This window comes from Desulfurellaceae bacterium, from assembly GCA_021296095.1.
Lineage (GTDB): Bacteria > Desulfobacterota > Binatia > Bin18 > Bin18 > JAAXHF01.
This window is the reverse complement of the sequence record JAGWBB010000051.1, coordinates 1-17,596: the sequence shown is the minus strand read 5'-3', so window position 1 is coordinate 17,596 and position 17,596 is coordinate 1. Positions and strand designations below refer to the sequence as shown.

The window sequence follows — 17,596 nt, the reverse complement described above, 5'->3', positions numbered from 1 at the left end:
ATTTCACCCCAGGGCGCTCAGGTTGGCGTGCAGGGTCGCCAGCTGCGACTCCATATCCGCCAGCCGGCCCCGTTCTTTGGCCACGACCTCGGGCTTGGCCCGGGATACAAACTTCTCATTGGCCAGTTTCTTGCGCGTGCCCTCCAGGCTGCCGGTCAGTTTTTTGATCTGGCCGGCCAGCCGGACGCGTTCTTTCTCCACATCAACCACCCCCAGAACATAGACCTCAACCTCACCCACCACTGCGGTTGCCGCATCGGTCGTTCGCTCCACATCCGGGCCAATCTGCAGGGACTCGACCCCGGCCAGGGAACGCAGGTGGGCCGTCCCGGTCTGGAGCATGCGGGCGGCCGCTGCATCCGCAGCCTCGACCTTGATGCGGACCACCAGGGTGTGCCTGGGCGCGACCGTGTACTGGCTGCGAATATCGCGGATTGCCCGGATCGTCTCGCGCAAGAAGTCAAGCTCGTGTTCGAGTTGGGTGTCCTGCCAGTCGGCCTGGGCGCGGGGCCAGGCCGCCGTAGTCAGCAGCTGCGGGCTCGGCAGGGCCTGGTCAATCCCGCGCTGCGGCGTCTGTTCGTTGAGCCGCTGCCACAGAAACTCGGTCAAAAACGGAATAAACGGGTGCAGCAGACGCAGGACCTGATCAATGGCAAAGGCCAGCACCTGGCGGGCCGGATCGGCCTGCCCAGCCTCGCGCAGGCGGGGTTTGATCATCTCCACATACCAGTCGCACAGCTCGGACCAGAAAAACTCGCGGACGGCCGCAATCGCCGCCGCCGGATTATAGGCTTCGAGCTGGGCCCGGACCTCGGCCGTGGCCCGCGACAGCCGCGACAGGATCCAGCGATCCTCAAGCGCCAGGCCTGAGATACGCAGCGGCCGGAAGCTCGCTCCCTCCAGGTTGAGCAGGGCAAACCGGGTCGCATTCCACAGCTTGTTACAGAAGTTGCGGCCGACCTCAAACCGCTCGCTGACCAGTTTTGCCGCCGGGATATCCGGCATCGTGCCCAGCACGTCAAACTCTTTGCCGGTCTCGGGACACACATAGGTGAAAATCGTGCGGCCGTGCTTGGCCGTGGCCAGATCGACCAGCGTATTGGTATACGGCGACAGGGCCTGGACCGGCAGCCGAATGTCCTGCGAGCCGGTCTGCATCTCACACAGCACGTAACGCATGGCGTCACAGCCATAGCGCTCGATGATATCGACCGGATCGATGCCGTTGCCCTTGGACTTGCTCATCCGCTCGCCCTTGCCGTCGAGGATCGTGGCGTGGATAAAGACATCGGTAAACGGAACATCCCCCAAGTTATACAGCCCCAGGATGACCATCCGGGCGACCCACAGGGTGATGATATCGCGCCCGGTCACCAGGCAGCTGCCGGGATAGTAGAACGACAGACAGTCCGCGCCGCCGTGCTGCCCCAGGGGCGTCTGACCGGGCTCGACCGCAGCGGTGTCGGGGTCGGGCCAGCCCAGCGTGCTGTGAGGCCACAGCCCGCTCGAAAACCAGGTGTCGAGCACATCGGGATCGCGCTCGAAGCCGACCGCCTCAAGTTCCCGAGCCAGCGGTTCCTGTGCGGCCGGCTCACGCAGACAGACCAGCAGTTGGACCTCAGCATCTTGGGCATCTTGGGCATCCTCGTCCTCGGCCGGGCGCCGGTCGCTGCCCGGCCGCAGCAGCTGGCTTGAGCCGTCGGCGTACAGCAGGCGAGCCACCAGGTCCGGTCGGTCAAGATGGGGTTCGAGCCAGGCCAGCTTGTCGGCCACCGCCCGGCCGCTCAGGCGGATCGCCCAGATCGGAATGCGGTGTCCCCACCACAGCTGGCGGCTGATGCACCAGTCGCGTTTCTCGGCCAGCCAGGTGAGATAGGTATTGCAGTAGCGTACGTCGGGATGAAACGAGACCTGCCGTCCGGACGGCGAACGCCAGGTCTCCTGGGCGGCATCAATCGCGGCCTGGGCCAGCCCCGGGGTGGTGAATTCCTTGTCCGTTCCGCGTCCACACACCACCCCGCCCGCAACGTCGCCCATGCGGACGAACCACTGCTCGGACAGATACGGCTCAATCGGGGTCTTGGAACGGTCGGAATGGCCGACCTCGGTTTCGCGGTCTTCGACCTGCTCCAGCAAGCCCTGAGACTCAAGATCGGCAACGATCCTGTCGCGGGCGGCAAAGCGGTCCAGCCCCTGGTAGGGACCAGCGTTGGCATTCAACGAGCCGTCGGTGTCCAGGATATTGATCAGACCAATCGCCTCGCTGTGACGCGTCCACACCTCGTAGTCGTTGGGGTCGTGGGCTGGGGTAATTTTGACGCAGCCACTGCCCAACTCGGGTTTTGCCCACTCATCGCACAGCAGGGGAATGGGACGGTCGAGGAGCGGCAGCCGGACCATGCGGCCCGCCCTGGCCATGGCGGTCAGCCGCTCCAACAGCGGCAGATGGGTCTGGCGGCGTTGGGTCAGCCGGGCCAGCTCGGCCTCGATCTCGGCCCGTTCTTTCTGGCCGGCCGCAGCCAAACGGGCCTGGGTTTTGGCGATGAGATCTTCGAGCGCACCGCGCGGGTCGGGGTGACACGCCACCGCAGTATCGCCCAGCATGGTTTCGGGTCGGGTGGTGGCCACCACCACATGGTCGGGCTCACCCGGCTGGGGATCAATAATGGGATAGCGCAGATGCCAGAAGTGACCCTGGACGGTCTCATACACGATTTCATCATCCGCCACCGCAGTCTGCAGATGACAGTCCCAGTTGACCAGCCGTGTGCCACGGAAAATCAGGCCGTCCTCAAACAGCCGAAAAAAGGTCCAGGACACGGCCCGGGCGCACACCGGGTCCATGGTAAACCGCTGCCGGTCCCAGTCGCACGAACAGCCCATGGCCTGCTGCTGGCTGACGATGCGGGCCTGGTACTGCTCTTTCCAGTCCCAGATTCTTTCCACCAGAGCATCCCGACCGATATCGTGGCGGGTTTTTCCCTCCAACTCCAGCAATCGCTTCTCAACCACCGCCTGGGTGGCGATCCCGGCGTGATCGGTCCCGGCCATCCACAGCGTGTTGTCGGCCAGCATACGGTGCCAGCGGGTCAGCATGTCCTGCATGACATTATCCATGGCATGGCCCATGTGCAGCGCGCCGGTCACATTCGGCAGCGGCATCATGATGACATAGCGGTGTGGGTTGTCGTCGGGGATGGCGGCAAAGGCTTTAGCCTCAGCCCACTGCCGGGATATGTGCTGCTCAAGGCCGGACGGATCGTATTGGGGCGCAAGTGCTTGTGGCATGCTGAGCCTCCTCGGGGAAGCGGGTCAGGTGTTCCAGCTCTGACCAGGGGCAAGGCCCCCCAGTGTACACAAAAAAAGGGCCTGTCTCGATACGAGAGTGAAGGGGGGACTTGAACCCCCACGGGTTTTACCCCACAGGATCCTGAATCCTGCGCGTCTGCCAATTCCGCCACTTTCGCCCGGTAGCAGAATGTATTAGCCGACACCGCTTGTGGGTGTCAATCCCACATGGTGCCGCCTGGCCCGCTGCGGAGAGACAGCTCTGGTCCCGACCGGGCATTTCGGCTAAGACGAACAGGAACGTAAACAAGGAGGACTACCCATGACGACAGAAAATCTGGCTAATGTTGACGGGGCCATTGATTGTGACGGGCATATCCTGGAGCCGCCCGATTTATGGGAAACCTATCTGGACCCCCAATACCGGGAGCGGGCGATTCGGATTCGGACCAACGACGAGGGGCTGGAATACCTGGAGTTTGACGGGCAGGCGTCCAGGCTGGTGCGTGCCGGCATGCCGGGCATGATGGGCGCAATGGGCGCCGAAGACATTGTGCCCAGCCCCGAGCGCACCTATCTCAGGGGCGCGCCGTACGGCTCCATGAACGCCAAGGAACGCGTTGAGCGACTCAACCGGGAAAAACTGTCCAAAGCCATCCTGTACCCCACGATCGGCCTGCTGTGGGAGGCCGAGGTCCAGGACCCCGAGATCTCAGCCGCCTACTGCCGAGCCTATAACCGCTGGATTGTCGATTTCTGTTCCGAGTCGGGCGGCCGTCTTGTCCCGATTGCTCATGTGCCGGCCAGCAACCCCCAGGAAGCGGCCCGCGAGTTGGAGCGGGCGGTCCAATCCGGGGCCAAGGGCGGCTTTATCGCACCCTTCTCGTGGGACAAAAAAGCGCCGGGTCACCCCGATTTCGATCCGCTGTGGGCGACCGCCCAGGAACTCGATGTGCCGCTGGCCATCCACCCCACGTTTGAGCCGTTGAGCCATACGGTGCATACCCGCTTTGACGATCTGCGAATGGGTGAACCGGTGGATTTCAACTGGTACTTTGACGTGCTGGTCGCTCAGGGTATGCAGCAGTGTCTGGTCTCCCTGTTCCACTACGGCGTGTTCGAGCGCTTCCCACACGTCAAGGCCGTGATCCTGGAATCGCAGGCCGGCTGGATCGGCTATCTGCTCGACCGGATGGACGCGGTGTTTGAGGGTCCCCTGTCACGCTCGACCCAAATGAAGGAATCGCCCAGCACCTACTTCCGCCGCCAGTGCTGGATCTCGGCCGACCCCGACGAAAAAGCCCTGTCGCAAATCATCGAATTTGTCGGCGCCGACCGCTTCTTCTGGGCCTCGGATTTTCCGCATCCAGATCACAGCGATGATTATGTGCCCGCCCTGCAACGCCTCGTCACACCACTGTCCGATACGGCTCGCCGGCAGATTATCGGCGAGAATGTGGCCCAGGTGTATAAGCTGGGCGACTGATTAATCCGCAGACTCGGGGAAAAGATCGACGACGCACGGCGGGAGGCATTGAGGGAATCATTCAGCGGGGCTTCCGTGCCCCATGCCGGATGTGGAGAATCTCAACCCTGTTGTCTTGGACGGTAAACAAAATCCGATAGCGATGCTAGAGCAGTTTCGGATCGAATTGCCTAGTGCTGGTCTTCTGGCTGTCCTGACTTCTCTGTCCGCCGCCGTTTCGACCTATATGACTGGTTATTCCCGGCAATCTGGCCCGGCCTGCGCCCGCGCCTTTTCCTGGCTGGGGGGGTGTGGTAGACACTCGGAGCATGACTCTGGCACAGGTTTTCTGGCGGCGTCTCAGCCGCGATGACAGCCGACCGGTCTTTGAGCGGCTGGAGCCAAACGGACAGGTGAGCCGACGGCAAACGCGCGGCGAGCTGTTGGAGGACGCCTCGCGCTGGATGGCCGCTCTGCGGGCGGCGGGGGTTGAGGCCGGCGACCGGGTGGCGCTGTCGCTGGGCAAGGCGGACGGCCTGGTCACAGCCCACCTGGCCATCCTGGGCCTTGGGGCCGGGGTGGTGCCGCTGAATCCTGCTCTGGCGCCGCGTGAGACTGAGGCTGTCTTACGCCGGGCCGAGGTCAAGCTGGCCATCACCACGCCGCAAACGCTGCGCCGAGCGCCAGGCATGACGGCTGCGGTCGCCGGACCGTGGTGGGTGAGCGGCAGCGCTGCCGACCAGCCCCAGGGAACGAGCCTGATGTCCGATATCCTGGCTACGGTCCAGGCCGGCCCGGAGCCCATCGAGCGGGACGAGCAGGAGCTGGCGCTCCTGCTGTTCACCAGCGGGACCACCGGCACGCCAAAAGGGGTGGGCCTGACCCACCGGAATCTCCAGGCCAATCTCCAAGCCCTCCTGGTAGACACCTGGGAGATGGGGGAAGACGACCGCCTGCTGCACGCCCTCCCGCCCCACCATCTGCACGGGTTGGGGCTCGGCCTGTACGGCAGCCTGTACACCGGCTGTAGCGCCGTCCTGCTGGAGCGTTTTGAGCCGGCCGTGGTCGTGCGGGCGCTGGACAGCCAGCGCATCAGCGTGTTCATGGGCGTACCGACCATGTATCACCGCATGCTGGATGTCGAGGACGAGGTGTCGCTGGCCTCCATGCGGCTGTTCACCTGCGGTTCGGCCCCCCTGTCGGTCGAAACCTTCCGCCGCTTTGAGGCCCGCTTCGGCTCTGCCCCGGTTGAGCGCTACGGCCTGACCGAGACGGCCATCAATACCTCCAACCCGCTCCACGGACAGCAAAAAGCGGGCAGCGTCGGGCTGCCGCTGCCGGGGGTGGAGGTTGGGGTGTTTGACCCGGAAACGCGCCGCGCGCTCGACAACGATCAGACCGGCGAACTGTGGGTCCGGGGCCCGAATGTGTTTGGCGGCTACTGGCAGGACCCCGAGGCGACCGCTGCCGCCTTTGCGGGCGACTGGTTTCGGACCGGCGACCTCGGCGCGGTGTCCCGAGACGGCTATGTGTCGATTCTGGGCCGGATGAAGGAGCTGATCATCGTCGGCGGCACCAATGTCACCCCCGGAGAGGTCGAGGCGGTGCTGGAGCCGGAAGCCGGGGTGCACGAATGCGCGGTCGCCGGCCTGCCCGACCCGGACCTCGGCGAGATCATCGCCGCCTTTATCGTGCCGCGCCAGGGACACGACCCGACCGCCCTGGAGGCCCGGCTCAGAACCCGAGTTGAGCAAGACCTGGCGCCCTACAAGCGGCCGCGACGCTACTGTTTTCTGGACGAGATTCCCCGCAACGCCATGGGCAAGGTCGAGCGGGCCAAGCTCAAAGACCTGGGCGGTCAAGACTGAGCGAGGCGCCAGCGCGCCCCTTGTGGACAGAGGAAACCATGAGTACGAGAGACAAAGCGTCCGGCAAGACTCCCCCGCCCCGCTCGGGTGTCAGCCGCCGCTCGTTTCTGAAGAGCGCCGGCGCCGCAGGCCTGGCCGCGAGCCAGCTCGGCCTGCCGGCCCTTGAGGCCGAGCAGACCCGGCCCGACGAGGCGGTCACCCTGGGCCCCGACCCGGTTCCGGTCCGCTTTCAGGTCAACGGTCAGTTGTATGCGGCGCGGTGTGAGCCGCGGGTGACCCTGGCCGACGCGCTGCGGGATCAGCTGGGGCTGAATGGAACAAAGGTGATCTGCGACCGGGGCGCGTGCGGCGGCTGTACCGTGCTGCTCGACAACGAGCCAGTCGTGTCGTGCATGCTGCTGGCCGTTGCCGCCCAGGGCAAACACATTCAGACCGTTGAGGGCCTGGCCCAGGGCGACCAACTCGACCCGCTGCAAGACGCCTTTATCGCCCATGACGCCCTCCAGTGCGGCTATTGTACGCCGGGGATGCTGATGAGCTGCAAGGCGCTGCTGGCCCGCAATCCCAGCCCCAGCCGAGCCGACATCAAGACCGCGATCAGCGGCAATATCTGTCGCTGCGGCACCTATCCGCACGTCTTTGCCGCAGTCCTGGCCGCCTCGGGACAGGACGACGAGGGCTAGACCATGGCCCGCAGCGTTGCGTTAAAAATCGGCTACCAGGGTCATTTCACCACGGTGACCCGTTCCATCCCCGAGGACGAACCCCCGCCCTGGGACGCCGACACCCGACTGCGAGTCGTGGGCCAGTCCGTCCCCCGGGTTGACGCCCGGGAGAAAGTCACCGGCCGGGCGAGCTACACCCGCGATCTCCATCTGCCCGGCATGCTGTACGGGGTGATTATCCGCTCGCCGCACGCTGCGGCCGAGGTCGAGGCGGTGGACACGACGGCTGCGGAAAAAATGCCCGGGGTGCGGGCGGTCTACGTGCTGGAGCGCAGCCGGGTACGCTATCAGGGACACGAAATCGCCGCCCTGGCCGCAGACAGTCAGGACCAGGCCCATGACGCGGCGCGGGCGGTGCGGATTCGGTTCAAGCCTCGCCCGTTTGTGGTCAGCCTGGACCAGGCCATGCGGGCCGACGCCCCGCTGGTGATGCCGGGCGGGCCGACCGCAGGTGAGCAGGTCAAAGCCCGGACCGGGGTCCGGCCGGTCGGCCTGGCCTGGGCAGCCCAGGGACCGGCCCAGCAGGGTAACGTCGTCGGACCGGCCGCAGGTTCGCTGTTCGGCAAAAATCGCGGCGACGTGCCCCACGCGGTCCAGATCTCGGATGCCGTTGTCGAGCAGGAGTTTCGTACCCCGGTGCAGACCCACAGCTGTCTGGAGACCCACGCTGCGGTGGCCTACTGGGAGGCTGCCGACCGTCTCGTCGTCCACTGCGGGGCCAAGTCGGTCACCCGTGCCCGGGCCGAGCTGGCCGACTATTTTGGTCTGTCTCACACGCAGGTGCGAGTTCGCAACGACTTCATCGGCGGACATTTCGGCACCAAAGCCTCGGCTCTGCCGTACTCGGTCATGGCCGCCCAGCTGGCTAAGCAGGCTGGGCGGCCGGTCAAGATCGTCCTGTCCCGCCAGGACGAACACCTCGTCGGCGGCAACCGTCCCCAGAACCGGATGCAGGTCCGGGTGGCCGGCATGCGGGACGGCACCCTGGCCGCAGTCGAACTGGTCAACCACGGCTCGGCCGGTGCGGGCTTCGGCGCGGGTGCGGCCGGGCCGTTTTTCAGCGTGTACGACTGCGCCAATGTGGCGGCTGCGGATTATGACGTGCTGATGAACACCGGTCCGGCCTGCGCCTTCCGGGCGCCGGGTCATCCCCAGGGCGCGTTTGCCCTGGAGGTGGCGATCGATATGTTGTGCGAGCGCCTGGGCCACGACCCGGTCGAGTTCCGGCTTCTCAACAGCTGTCAGCGCACGCCCTGGCGAGCCGAGGAGCTGCGCATCGGAGCCCAGCGCATTGGCTGGAACACCCGCCGCGACCCGATGCCGGGGGCGAGTCGGGGACCGCTCAAGCGCGGCATTGGGGTGGCCAACAGCGTCTGGTACAGCGTGTACAATCCCGGCGCCCAGGTCGAGGTCCAGCTCAACAAAGACGGCAGCGTGGTCGCCTTTACCAGCACCTCGGCGCCGGGCGGGGGCTCACGAACGGTTATTGCCCAGGCCATTGCCGAAGAGCTGGGGCTGGAAGCCCGGCACATCGAGGTGCGTCTGGCCGATGCCGACTACCCCTACTCTCCGGCTCCCGGCGGCAGCAAGCTCACCTCGACCGTCACCCCGGCCGCCCGCCAGGCCGCCTATCGGGTTAAACACACCCTGCTGCGCGGCGCGGCGCGCCACCTTGGGGTCGGCCTCGAGACCGTGCGTCTTGAGCCGGGCGGAACGATTGTGGCCGCCTCGGGCGAGCGTCTGGACTGGCAGCAGGCCTGCGCCCTGCTGCCCGGTGGCAAGACCGCCGCCCTGGGCGAGCGGCCCGACGATTACGACGGACCGGCCGTGGCCTTTTCGCGCCTGTCCATGGGTCACGATCTGATGGCCGGCGTGCAGTTCGCCGAGGTGACGGTTGACGAGCGCCTGGGACAGCTGACGGTTGACAGGATCGTCGCCGTTCAGGACTGCGGCCGGGTGTTCAACCCGCTGCTGGCCGAGAGTCAGCTGCAGGGTGGTGTCATCAACGCCCTGAGCTTCGGTGTGTTTGAGGAGCGGGTCATGGACGAGCTGGAAGGCCGGATGTTGAACCCCGACTTCTTGTTCTACAAGCTGGCCGGGGCGCGCGAAATGCCGGACATCGACACGGTGCTGCTGAACGTCTACCAGGGTCAGACCAGCACCGACGCCCGTAACCTCGGCGAGCCGGCCAAGGTGGCGACCATTGCCGCCGTCGTCAATGCCATCTACAACGCCACCGGCGCCTGGATTACCGAACTGCCGATTACCCCGGCCCGGCTGCTGGCCGCCCTGGCCGCGCGTGACCGGCATCGGCAGACCTGAGCGGACCATGGAGGAATGAGCATGGACCGTTTTGCCTACATCCAGGCCGAGACCCCGGCCGCCGCCCTGGCCGCCCTGGCCCGCCACCCGCAGGCGGTGGTCAAGGCTGGCGGCGTCGATCTGCTGGATCTGATGAAGGAGCGTATTGTGACGCCGGCCGTGGTCATCGACATCAGCCGGGTGGCGGACTGGAGCGGGATCGCGGTCGAGCCTCAGACCGGGGCGCTGCGGCTCGGCGCGCTGACGACCCTGGCCCAGCTCGCCCAGCACGCCGAGGTGCAGCACCACTGGCCGGCCCTGGGCCAAGCCCTGGCCAGCGCGGCAACGCCGCAGATCAGGAATATGGCCACCCTGGGCGGCAACCTGTGTCAGCGACCCCGCTGCTGGTATTTTCGTCAGGAGGCCTATCCGTGCCGCAAAAAGGGCGGCTCGACCTGTTTTGCCCAGCTCGGCGAGCACCGTGACCACGCCATTTTTGCCAACTACACGTGTACCAGCACCCACCCCTCGGCCGCAGCCGTGCCCCTGCTGGCCTACGATGCCGGAGTGGAGATGGTAGACCAGACCGGGGCGCAACGGAGTCTTCCGCTGGCCCGGTTTTTTGTTGCTCCCGAGCGCGACGTGCAGCGGGAAAACGTCCTGCGACCGACCGAGTTCCTGACCGCAGTGACGCTTCCCCGGCCACGTGAGGCGGACGCCAGCGCGTACCTGAACTTCAAGCACAAATGGTCGTTTGACTGGCCGCTGGTTGAGGTTGCAGTGGTCTTACACAGGGAGGCCGAGCTGGTGAAGGCCGCCCGGATTGTGCTCGGTTCGGTCGCGCCCGTTCCGTTTCGGGCTCAGGCTGCCGAACACATTCTGGAAGGCCGGACGGTTGATGCCGAGCTGGCGCGGCAGGCTGGGCAGGCCGCCACCCGGGGAGCGACGCCGCTGGCCCACAACGAACACAAAGTGACTCTGTTGGCCGAGCTGGTGCGGCGGGCCGTCCTTAAGGCGGCCGGCCAGCTGCCGGCCGAGGACGAGGTGATGGTCGTATGACCAAACACGCACCCTTTCAGCCCAACCCGATTCGGACTCCCGGCCCGCCGTGCCGCTTTCTGCGCATGCAGAGCGCCTTTCGGCTGGGGCCAACCGAGTACGACGAGACGACCCGTTTCTGGTGTGTGCGGGCTTTGGATAACTGCGGACCCGACGGAACCGCCGTCCACGCCGCCTGGTGTCAGGCCGGCAGGAGCTGTTACAGCGCGCCGCCGATCCGGGTCTGAGGCGGGCTGCCTCGGTTTGAAACCGTTTGGCCCGTATAGCTGGTGACCGAGGCATCCGCGCCGGACAAATCCCCCTCAATCCCCCTCTGACAAAGGGGGAAGCCTGTCCTGAGCCCGCCGAAGGGCGCGGAGCGCAGGGGGATTTCTGGAGGGGGCGAGGAGTCTCGCAGGGGCGGGTTTCAAACCCGCCCCTACCGCTGAGGTCTGGCTGATCTTGCCGCGCTTCCTTGCTACAGTGCCGGCGTGTCGCCCCCCGCCTCACCTGTTCCCCCGTCGTCCCGTTCCGGTCTGGTCCGCAAGGGCCGCCCGATCGTCATCGCCACCCTGCTGAGCCGGCCGCTGGGTTTTGTGCGTGAGGCTGTCCAGGCTGCCCTGTTCGGCGCCTCACGGCTGACCGACGCCTTTCTGGTTGCCTATAACGTGCCGGAAATGATCCAGACCCTGTTTTTCAGCGGCGTGCTGAGCAATTTCTTTGTGCCGGTCATTACCCGCTACCGAAACCGTGCGGCCGAGCTGAACCGGGTCTTCAGCCTGTCCCTGGACGCCGCCTTTGGCATCGCCCTGGTGCTGGCCGGGGTGTGTTATGTGGCCGCCCCGGCCATTCTGACCGTCGCCGCTCCCGGCCTGGGCGGAGACGATCACGACCTGGCGGTCTTCCTGTTCCGTCTGATGCTGCCGATGCTGGTCGTGCACTGTCTGCTGGCTGTGATCAAGGGCACGCTGAACAGCCTGGACCACTACGCCATGCCCGAGTATGCCGGGGTATTCTTCAATCTGGTGATGATCGCGTGTGCCCTGAGCTTGGCCGGGGCCTACGGCATTCGCAGCCTGGCCATCGGGGTGGTGGCCGGCAGCCTGGTCCAACTGCTGGTACAGATCCCGGCTCTGGCCCGAGCCGGGATTCGCTACCGACCCAGCTTCGCCTTTCGTCATCCGGCCCTGCGCGAGATGGGCGGACTGGTGCTGGGCGCGTTCATTGCGACTGCGGTGGTGCCGATCAACGCCTTTGTTGCCCGCGCACTGGCCTCGACTCTGGCCGAGGGCAGCATCTCGGCCCTGGCCTATGCCTTCCGCATCTTCCTGCTGCCGGTGAGTCTGTTCGCCGTCCCGGTGTATACCGTGCTGCTGACCGACCTGTCCGCCGCCCATCAGGCCGACGGGGCCGAGCGGGAGTTCAAGGACAAGGCCGCCGCGGGTCTGTCCCTGCTGTTTGCGGTCGGCCTGCCGGCCACGGCTCTTGTGGTCGGCCTGGCCATGCCGATCACGCGTCTGCTGTACCAGCGGGGTCAGTTCACGCCCGAGGATGTCGTGCTGACCAGCCAGGCGCTGATGGCCTACGGCGTCGGGATCGTGGCCTACGGCAGCAGTCAGGTCATGGTCCGGCTGTTCAACGCGACTAAGGATACCCGTACTCCGGCCGTGGTCGGTCTGGTCTCGGTCGGCCTCAACGCGCTTGGTGGCTGGCTGCTGATGCAGGTGTGGGGTCACTGGGGCATTGCGTTGATGATCTCGCTCGCCTCGGGCCTGAACACGCTGATCCTGTACGCCATTTTCCGTCGCCGTCGCGGGCCGCTGAACGAAGCGCTGCTGGCCCGTCAGTTCGCCACCCATTTCCTGCTGGCCGCAGCCCTGGGCGGGTGTGTGTTTGGCTTGAGTCAGCCGCTGGCCGACGTGCCGGGCTCGCTGATGACGCCGCTCTACCTCACGCAGCTGGCCGCCATCGTCGCAGCCGGGAGCGGGCTGTACCTCATGCTGGGCTTTGTGTTCAAGGTCGAAGAAGTGTGGGCACTGTGGCGGCTGCTCAGGCGCAAGCTGGGGGGGTAGACGGGGGCAGCTTCTCAGAAAATTTATGGCCTTCAGAGAAAATCGTTCTCTGACATCCCCTGTTGAGACTGAGGGAGAAGAAGGTGCCGCGTAACGATCAGGTCACCCGTCAGTGGTTGCTGTTGCAGAAGCTGGAGCACTCCCGAGGAGCGACCCTCCAAGAGTTGGCCGCGTCTCTGCCAGAAGACTTGTCGCGCCATCCCCGGACGATTCGGCGCGACCTCGAAGCCCTGGAGGCCGCCCATATTCCTCTGATAGCGGAGCGCGGCAACGGTCGGACGCGCTGGCGTCTGATGGACGGCTATCGTCAGGCCCTGCCGTTGACCCTCTCGCCAACCGAACTCATGGCCCTGGTCTTCAGCCGGGACTTGCTCAAGCCTCTGGACGGAACCGAACTCAAGGCGTCGCTCGACTCGGCTTTGAACAAGGCTGCGGCCGCGTTGCCGGCTGAGGGGACACGCTATATCGAACAGCTACGCGGCCATTTTTCGGTCGGTGTGGGCGCCCACAAGCGCTACAGTCAGCACCGGCAGACCATAGACCAGCTGTCCCAGGCTATTGCCCAGACCCGCACCGTGCAGATGCGCTACTACACGGCCTCGCGCGACCGGACCAGCCGCCGCGAGGTTGATCCCTACCACCTGCGGTACATAGACGGCGGGCTGTATCTGATCGGTCACTGTCACCTGCGCCAAGATGTGCGCATATTTGCAGTGGACCGGATTCGGTCCTTGACGCTGACCAACCGCCCGTGTCAGATGCCGCTCGATTTCGATCTGGACGCCTATGTCAGAGACGCCCTGGTCGTCATGCGCGGCAAGCCGATTGAGATCGAGCTATTGTTCGACAAACCCACCACGGCCTGGGTCAAAGACCGCCAGTGGCATCCCAGCCAGAAGACCACGCTCGAAAAGGATGGCCGTCTGCGTATGTCGCTGCGCGCTGCGGATACCCGTGAGCTGGTCGGTTGGGTGTTGCACTTTGGCAGCGGGGTGCAGGTCGTCAGCCCGGCGTCGTTCAGGGACCAAGTTCGGGAAGAAGCCCGAAAAATTTCTGAGCACGAGTGACCCCGGATGTCACACCTGTCTGCTAAGCATGCCCGTTATGTTCGCTCTCCCTTGGAAGAGGGCTGGGGTGAGGGGGAAAGGAAAGCAGTATATGGATTCGATTGATTTGGCATTTCGCCTGACTGGATCGGTCGTTCCGGTTGACCACGGCTATGCCTTATACGCCGCGCTGAGCCGGATTCTGCCGGACATTCACACGGCAAAAGACATCGGCGTGCAGCCCATTCGGGGCATGTATAGCGGCAACGGCGCGCTGCACTTGGCGGATTTCTCGCGCCTGATTCTACGTCTTCCAGACCAACAGATTCAGGCATATCTGAAGCTGGCCGGGAAAAGGGTAGAGGTAGACGAACACCCGCTCAGCGTCGGGGTACCGGAAGTCCGTGCTCTGCGTCCGGTCGCTCGTCTCCGCGCCCGGCTGGTCACGATCAAGGGCTTTCTCCAAGAAGCACTCGGAAAGACAACGACACGGGTTGTCCTTGCTCAAGCCGGGTGTGGTAGCGGAAAGACACTCGGGGCGTATGTCTGGGCATCCCAAAGGGCTCCTGGAAAACGTCTCTTCTTTTCATACCCGACAACAGGAACAGCCACCGAAGGTTTTCGTGACTATTTGATTGACCCAACATTGAACACTCAACTCGTTCACAGCCGAGCTGCTGTGGACTTGGAGTTACTTGGAGTCGATGACGAAGGAGAGCAGGTCAATCCTCTTGCCGCTCTTGAGGCATGGTCTACCTCTATTACCAGTTGCACGGTAGACACCGTACTCGGCTTGACACAGAACCAACGCAGGGGGCTGTATGCCTGGCCGGCGTTCGTCAATGCAGCGTTCGTTTTTGACGAAATCCATGCCTATGATGAGCGCTTATTCTCCAGCCTATTCCGTTTCCTCTTGAACTGTCGCGGCGTGCCATGTCTGCTGATGACAGCAAGCCTGCCACAATCGCGGCTTAACGCCCTCAAGGATGCGCTCTCCTCAATCGGTGAATCTTTGGAAACCGTTTCTGGTCCGACAGACCTGGAAATACTCCCTCGCTACCAAAGACTCGCCACTGACGACCCGTGGGGTATCGTAGAGCAGCGCTTCAGAGACAGCGAGAAAATCTTGTGGGTCGCGAATACGGTAGGGCGTGCGCTCAGCCTTGCCGATGAGGCTTCTGGACGGGGTTTTCAACCACTCGTGTACCATAGCCGTTTTCGATACGAAGACCGCGTCCGGCAGCATGGCCGGATTATTTCTGCCTTTCGCCAAGACGGACCGGTGCTTGCCATCGCCACGCAAGTGGCAGAGATGAGTCTGGACCTTTCGGCTGATCTGCTGGTGACGGATTTAGCCCCGGTTCCAGCGCTCATACAGCGCTTAGGCCGTCTCAATCGACGCTCAACGCCAAAGAATCCGCAGGCTCCGAAGCCTTTTCTCATCATCGAACCCGACACCCCCGCCCCGTATAAAAGCCAAGACGAACCGGACCCCTTTGCCGCCTCTCGTCTATGGCTGGAACGCCTCGGAATGGGGGCCATCTCTCAAAGCGATCTCGCTCAGACGTGGAGTGGACTGGATGAGGGGGGGCGGCAAAAACCCTTGGAAAGCGCCTGGATAGACGGCGGATTTGAAACAACTCCACGTCATCTCAGAGAATCTACGCCAGGGCTGACCGTCCTGCTCCAGGGAGACGCGCTCGCAGTAGAACGCGGGGAAATGGATCCCGTCCGGGTCCGCATTCCGATGACAGAACCGAATTGGCTTGACTGGAAGAGATGGTCTCAAGTGGCGTTCGCCAAGGTGCCGCCTCCTGAATGTATTAACTACCACCCGGAAAGAGGAGCCAGATGGAATCGTTGACATGTGATCTTTTCGCGCCAGGAATGACCCCTCTTCACAGAGCGGGGCTGGGAGGACTGGTCAGTACTCTACGCTGGATCGAAAAAAGCCTTCCAGATGAGGAGCGCCCGCCTGGGCGATGGACCATTGATGAACGCTCGGTGACTCTCAGTTGGGAAGAAGCAGGAGCTAAGCCATTCTTTGATCGGCTGTTCAACTGTGCCTTTCAGATTCAAGAGGGGCTTATCTATCTACCAGGGCAGTATGGAGAACTCTCTCTACCGCTTGAAGTACGGGCGGCTTTACACGAAGGGCTGCTATTAAGCTTCTATGACCACGGACCCACCTCAAGGGGGAGTGAGACCGCAATAGAAAGCACCTACGAAATTGACGATAAGCCCGTCTCATACCGGTATTTGCCGCTATCGTGGTACAAGCATCAGAATACCCAAGGACGTGGTAAGGGGAAGGATGGAAGTGCGCTTATTGTTGACAGTCTGACAGAACCGATTGGGCTGACGAGCGCACTCTTTCCAGGGGCAATTCAGCGACACGCTGCCCATTCTGCAAGTCAGGTGACACAGAGCGCAGAGCTTGTCCTTCCACTGCTGTTTGCCCCTGTCGGAACAATGGCTTTGAAGGCTGGAGGGAAAAAGGTCAATGATCGAGGAACCCGGAGGTTCAAACCCGGTGCGGCTCTGCTGATTCCCGACCTGAACACGCTCTTAGAAGTAGAGTATTTTTTGCCGACTATTATCCCCAGGAACGCGCGGGACTGCCAAATCTCCAACGTGGCTGATGCCGCCCTTCAAGCGGAACTTCGATTGCGCAGCAGAAATCTCCTTGACCTTGAAACACTCTCTGCCCTCCGTTGTGTCTGGTGTTGCCCAAATGACTGGAACTCACGCCTACAACCTCCTTCTGCGGTAACGGAGGTAAGCGTTGACGCAACGGATATCGCGCTTGACCAGTTCGAGATTGCTATGGCCGTTCTCGCGCCCCCTTCGCCGCGGCAAACCAAGAAAGGCGAGTATTTCTGGCCCAAAAGCTACGCTCGGCCGTTTATTGCCGAAAACCTTGCCTTGGGGCGCCCTTGGTCGCGGCCGGCCATCAGCCTCTCCTTGTCCTTGACCTTACCCCCATTCTACCTTATCAGACAGGTTTTTGAGACCGCTTCTACATACAATGACCGAAGAAATTCACTGGGACCACCCCGGAGAAGAAGTAATCGTCCGGGCTGTACATGAGGCTATGCGATGTCGGTACGGACGCATTGCAGCCGAGAATGCAGGGAAGCAAGCTGCAATGAAGAACCGTATGACTCGCGAGTATGAGCGCCAACGCCTTGCTTTTGTCGGCGCGAAGACTGCCGATGCCCTCAGGCACGCACTTGCCGACCTGTGGAGCAGGGCGGGTTCCAATAGCGTGTTACGGGAATCTTGGCCGCATATCTTGCCGCTGTTGAGCAATACAAAATGGCAACTGACGCGCGATTTAGCCTTAATTGCTCTTGCGAGTTACCAAGGAAAAGAACAGGAAAACATTGATCTGACTGAGACTGAAACAGACGAAGTGGAGGAATAATATGAGTCAACATCTTTTTGCCGCTATTATCACCCATCACGGAACCGCCGCGAACAACCGTGGAGAAAGCGATGGAAACATCACCACTCTTCAGAAGCTGCTGTGGCAAGGACAGGTCCATACGACGGTGAGCGCTGAAGCTGTGCGCTTCGCCCTTCGTCGCCGCTTGGCGGATGTCGAAGAGACGAACAGACGCTGGGACGAAGATACACGGACAAACACATGGCAAGACCATCAATTTGAAGGATGGAAAAAGAAGGGCGGAAATACCCATATTGATGACGATCTCCTAGGGCGTGTCATCAGTTAGGGAGAAGCCGTGAGAATTGCCTACCCTGATGAGCTATACTGTTCGCGGTAGCCAAA

At 63.2% G+C, this 17,596-nt stretch carries 13 protein-coding genes and 1 tRNA gene; 12 read left to right on the top strand and 2 right to left on the bottom strand.

The genetic code is table 11. The features are described 5' to 3' along the window. Positions 1–3: 3 nt before the first annotated feature. Positions 4–3,288, bottom strand: coding sequence for a valine--tRNA ligase (locus J4F42_13185; protein ID MCE2486464.1), 3,285 nt, complete (start codon positions 3,286–3,288; stop codon positions 4–6). Positions 3,289–3,382: 94 nt separating this feature from the next. Further along, positions 3,383–3,469, bottom strand: a tRNA-Leu gene (locus J4F42_13180). A 141-nt stretch (positions 3,470–3,610) separates the two neighbouring features. Here J4F42_13180 and J4F42_13175 point away from each other — a divergent pair. From J4F42_13175 to J4F42_13120, 12 genes are all read left to right on the top strand, one after another. Next, a complete protein-coding gene (locus J4F42_13175) occupies positions 3,611–4,774 on the top strand; it encodes an amidohydrolase (protein MCE2486463.1) in 1,164 nt (387 codons plus the stop codon). Between the two features lie 308 nt (positions 4,775–5,082). Further along, the gene (locus J4F42_13170) at positions 5,083–6,621 is read left to right on the top strand and encodes an AMP-binding protein (GenBank protein MCE2486462.1); all 1,539 of its coding nucleotides are present in this window, start codon (positions 5,083–5,085) and stop codon (positions 6,619–6,621) included. A gap of 38 nt (positions 6,622–6,659) precedes the next feature. After that, entirely contained in the window at positions 6,660–7,304 is a 645-nt protein-coding gene (locus J4F42_13165) for a (2Fe-2S)-binding protein (GenBank protein MCE2486461.1), read from the top strand. Positions 7,305–7,307: 3 nt separating this feature from the next. Beyond that, complete coding sequence (locus J4F42_13160) at positions 7,308–9,668, top strand: xanthine dehydrogenase family protein molybdopterin-binding subunit (protein ID MCE2486460.1); 2,361 nt, start codon at positions 7,308–7,310, stop codon at positions 9,666–9,668. 21 nt (positions 9,669–9,689) lie between these two features. Continuing rightward, the gene (locus tag J4F42_13155; protein ID MCE2486459.1) at positions 9,690–10,706 is read left to right on the top strand and encodes an FAD binding domain-containing protein; all 1,017 of its coding nucleotides are present in this window, start codon (positions 9,690–9,692) and stop codon (positions 10,704–10,706) included. After that, on the top strand, positions 10,703–10,933 hold the full coding sequence (locus J4F42_13150) for a hypothetical protein (GenBank protein ID MCE2486458.1): 231 nt from the start codon (positions 10,703–10,705) through the stop codon (positions 10,931–10,933). Before J4F42_13155 ends, J4F42_13150 begins: the two co-directional genes overlap by 4 nt. Positions 10,934–11,176: 243 nt before the next feature. Then, on the top strand, positions 11,177–12,757 hold the full coding sequence (gene murJ / locus J4F42_13145) for a murein biosynthesis integral membrane protein MurJ (protein ID MCE2486457.1): 1,581 nt from the start codon (positions 11,177–11,179) through the stop codon (positions 12,755–12,757). 83 nt (positions 12,758–12,840) lie between these two features. Then, positions 12,841–13,824, top strand: a complete 984-nt coding sequence (locus J4F42_13140) for a transcriptional regulator (protein MCE2486456.1) — start codon at positions 12,841–12,843, stop codon at positions 13,822–13,824. Between the two features lie 91 nt (positions 13,825–13,915). Next, a complete protein-coding gene (gene cas3 / locus J4F42_13135) occupies positions 13,916–15,667 on the top strand; it encodes a CRISPR-associated helicase Cas3' (GenBank protein ID MCE2486455.1) in 1,752 nt (583 codons plus the stop codon). Further along, positions 15,655–16,893 carry a type I-MYXAN CRISPR-associated Cas8a1/Cmx1 gene (cas8a1, locus tag J4F42_13130; protein ID MCE2486454.1) on the top strand — a complete coding sequence of 413 codons (1,239 nt, stop codon included), beginning with the start codon at positions 15,655–15,657 and terminating at the stop codon, positions 16,891–16,893. The genes cas3 and cas8a1 (J4F42_13130) overlap by 13 nt, the downstream gene beginning before the upstream one ends. Then, complete coding sequence (gene cas8a1 / locus J4F42_13125; GenBank protein MCE2486453.1) at positions 16,832–17,230, top strand: CRISPR-associated protein Cas8a1/Csx13; 399 nt, start codon at positions 16,832–16,834, stop codon at positions 17,228–17,230. Before cas8a1 (J4F42_13130) ends, cas8a1 (J4F42_13125) begins: the two co-directional genes overlap by 62 nt. A 1-nt stretch (position 17,231) precedes the next feature. Next, positions 17,232–17,540 (top strand): hypothetical protein, encoded by a 309-nt coding sequence (locus J4F42_13120; GenBank protein ID MCE2486452.1) that lies wholly within the window; start codon positions 17,232–17,234, stop codon positions 17,538–17,540. Positions 17,541–17,596 lie beyond the last annotated feature (56 nt).

Coding starts and splice junctions, on each gene's coding strand:
- J4F42_13160 (MCE2486460.1), top strand. CDS start 7,308: ATGGCCCGCAGCGTTGCGTTAAAAATCGGCTACCAGGGTCATTTCACC.
- J4F42_13170 (MCE2486462.1), top strand. CDS start 5,083: ATGACTCTGGCACAGGTTTTCTGGCGGCGTCTCAGCCGCGATGACAGC.
- cas3 (MCE2486455.1), top strand. CDS start 13,916: ATGGATTCGATTGATTTGGCATTTCGCCTGACTGGATCGGTCGTTCCG.
- J4F42_13155 (MCE2486459.1), top strand. CDS start 9,690: ATGGACCGTTTTGCCTACATCCAGGCCGAGACCCCGGCCGCCGCCCTG.
- cas8a1 (MCE2486454.1), top strand. CDS start 15,655: ATGGAATCGTTGACATGTGATCTTTTCGCGCCAGGAATGACCCCTCTT.
- J4F42_13175 (MCE2486463.1), top strand. CDS start 3,611: ATGACGACAGAAAATCTGGCTAATGTTGACGGGGCCATTGATTGTGAC.
- J4F42_13120 (MCE2486452.1), top strand. CDS start 17,232: ATGAGTCAACATCTTTTTGCCGCTATTATCACCCATCACGGAACCGCC.
- cas8a1 (MCE2486453.1), top strand. CDS start 16,832: ATGACCGAAGAAATTCACTGGGACCACCCCGGAGAAGAAGTAATCGTC.
- J4F42_13150 (MCE2486458.1), top strand. CDS start 10,703: ATGACCAAACACGCACCCTTTCAGCCCAACCCGATTCGGACTCCCGGC.
- J4F42_13185 (MCE2486464.1), bottom strand. CDS start 3,288: ATGCCACAAGCACTTGCGCCCCAATACGATCCGTCCGGCCTTGAGCAG.
- J4F42_13165 (MCE2486461.1), top strand. CDS start 6,660: ATGAGTACGAGAGACAAAGCGTCCGGCAAGACTCCCCCGCCCCGCTCG.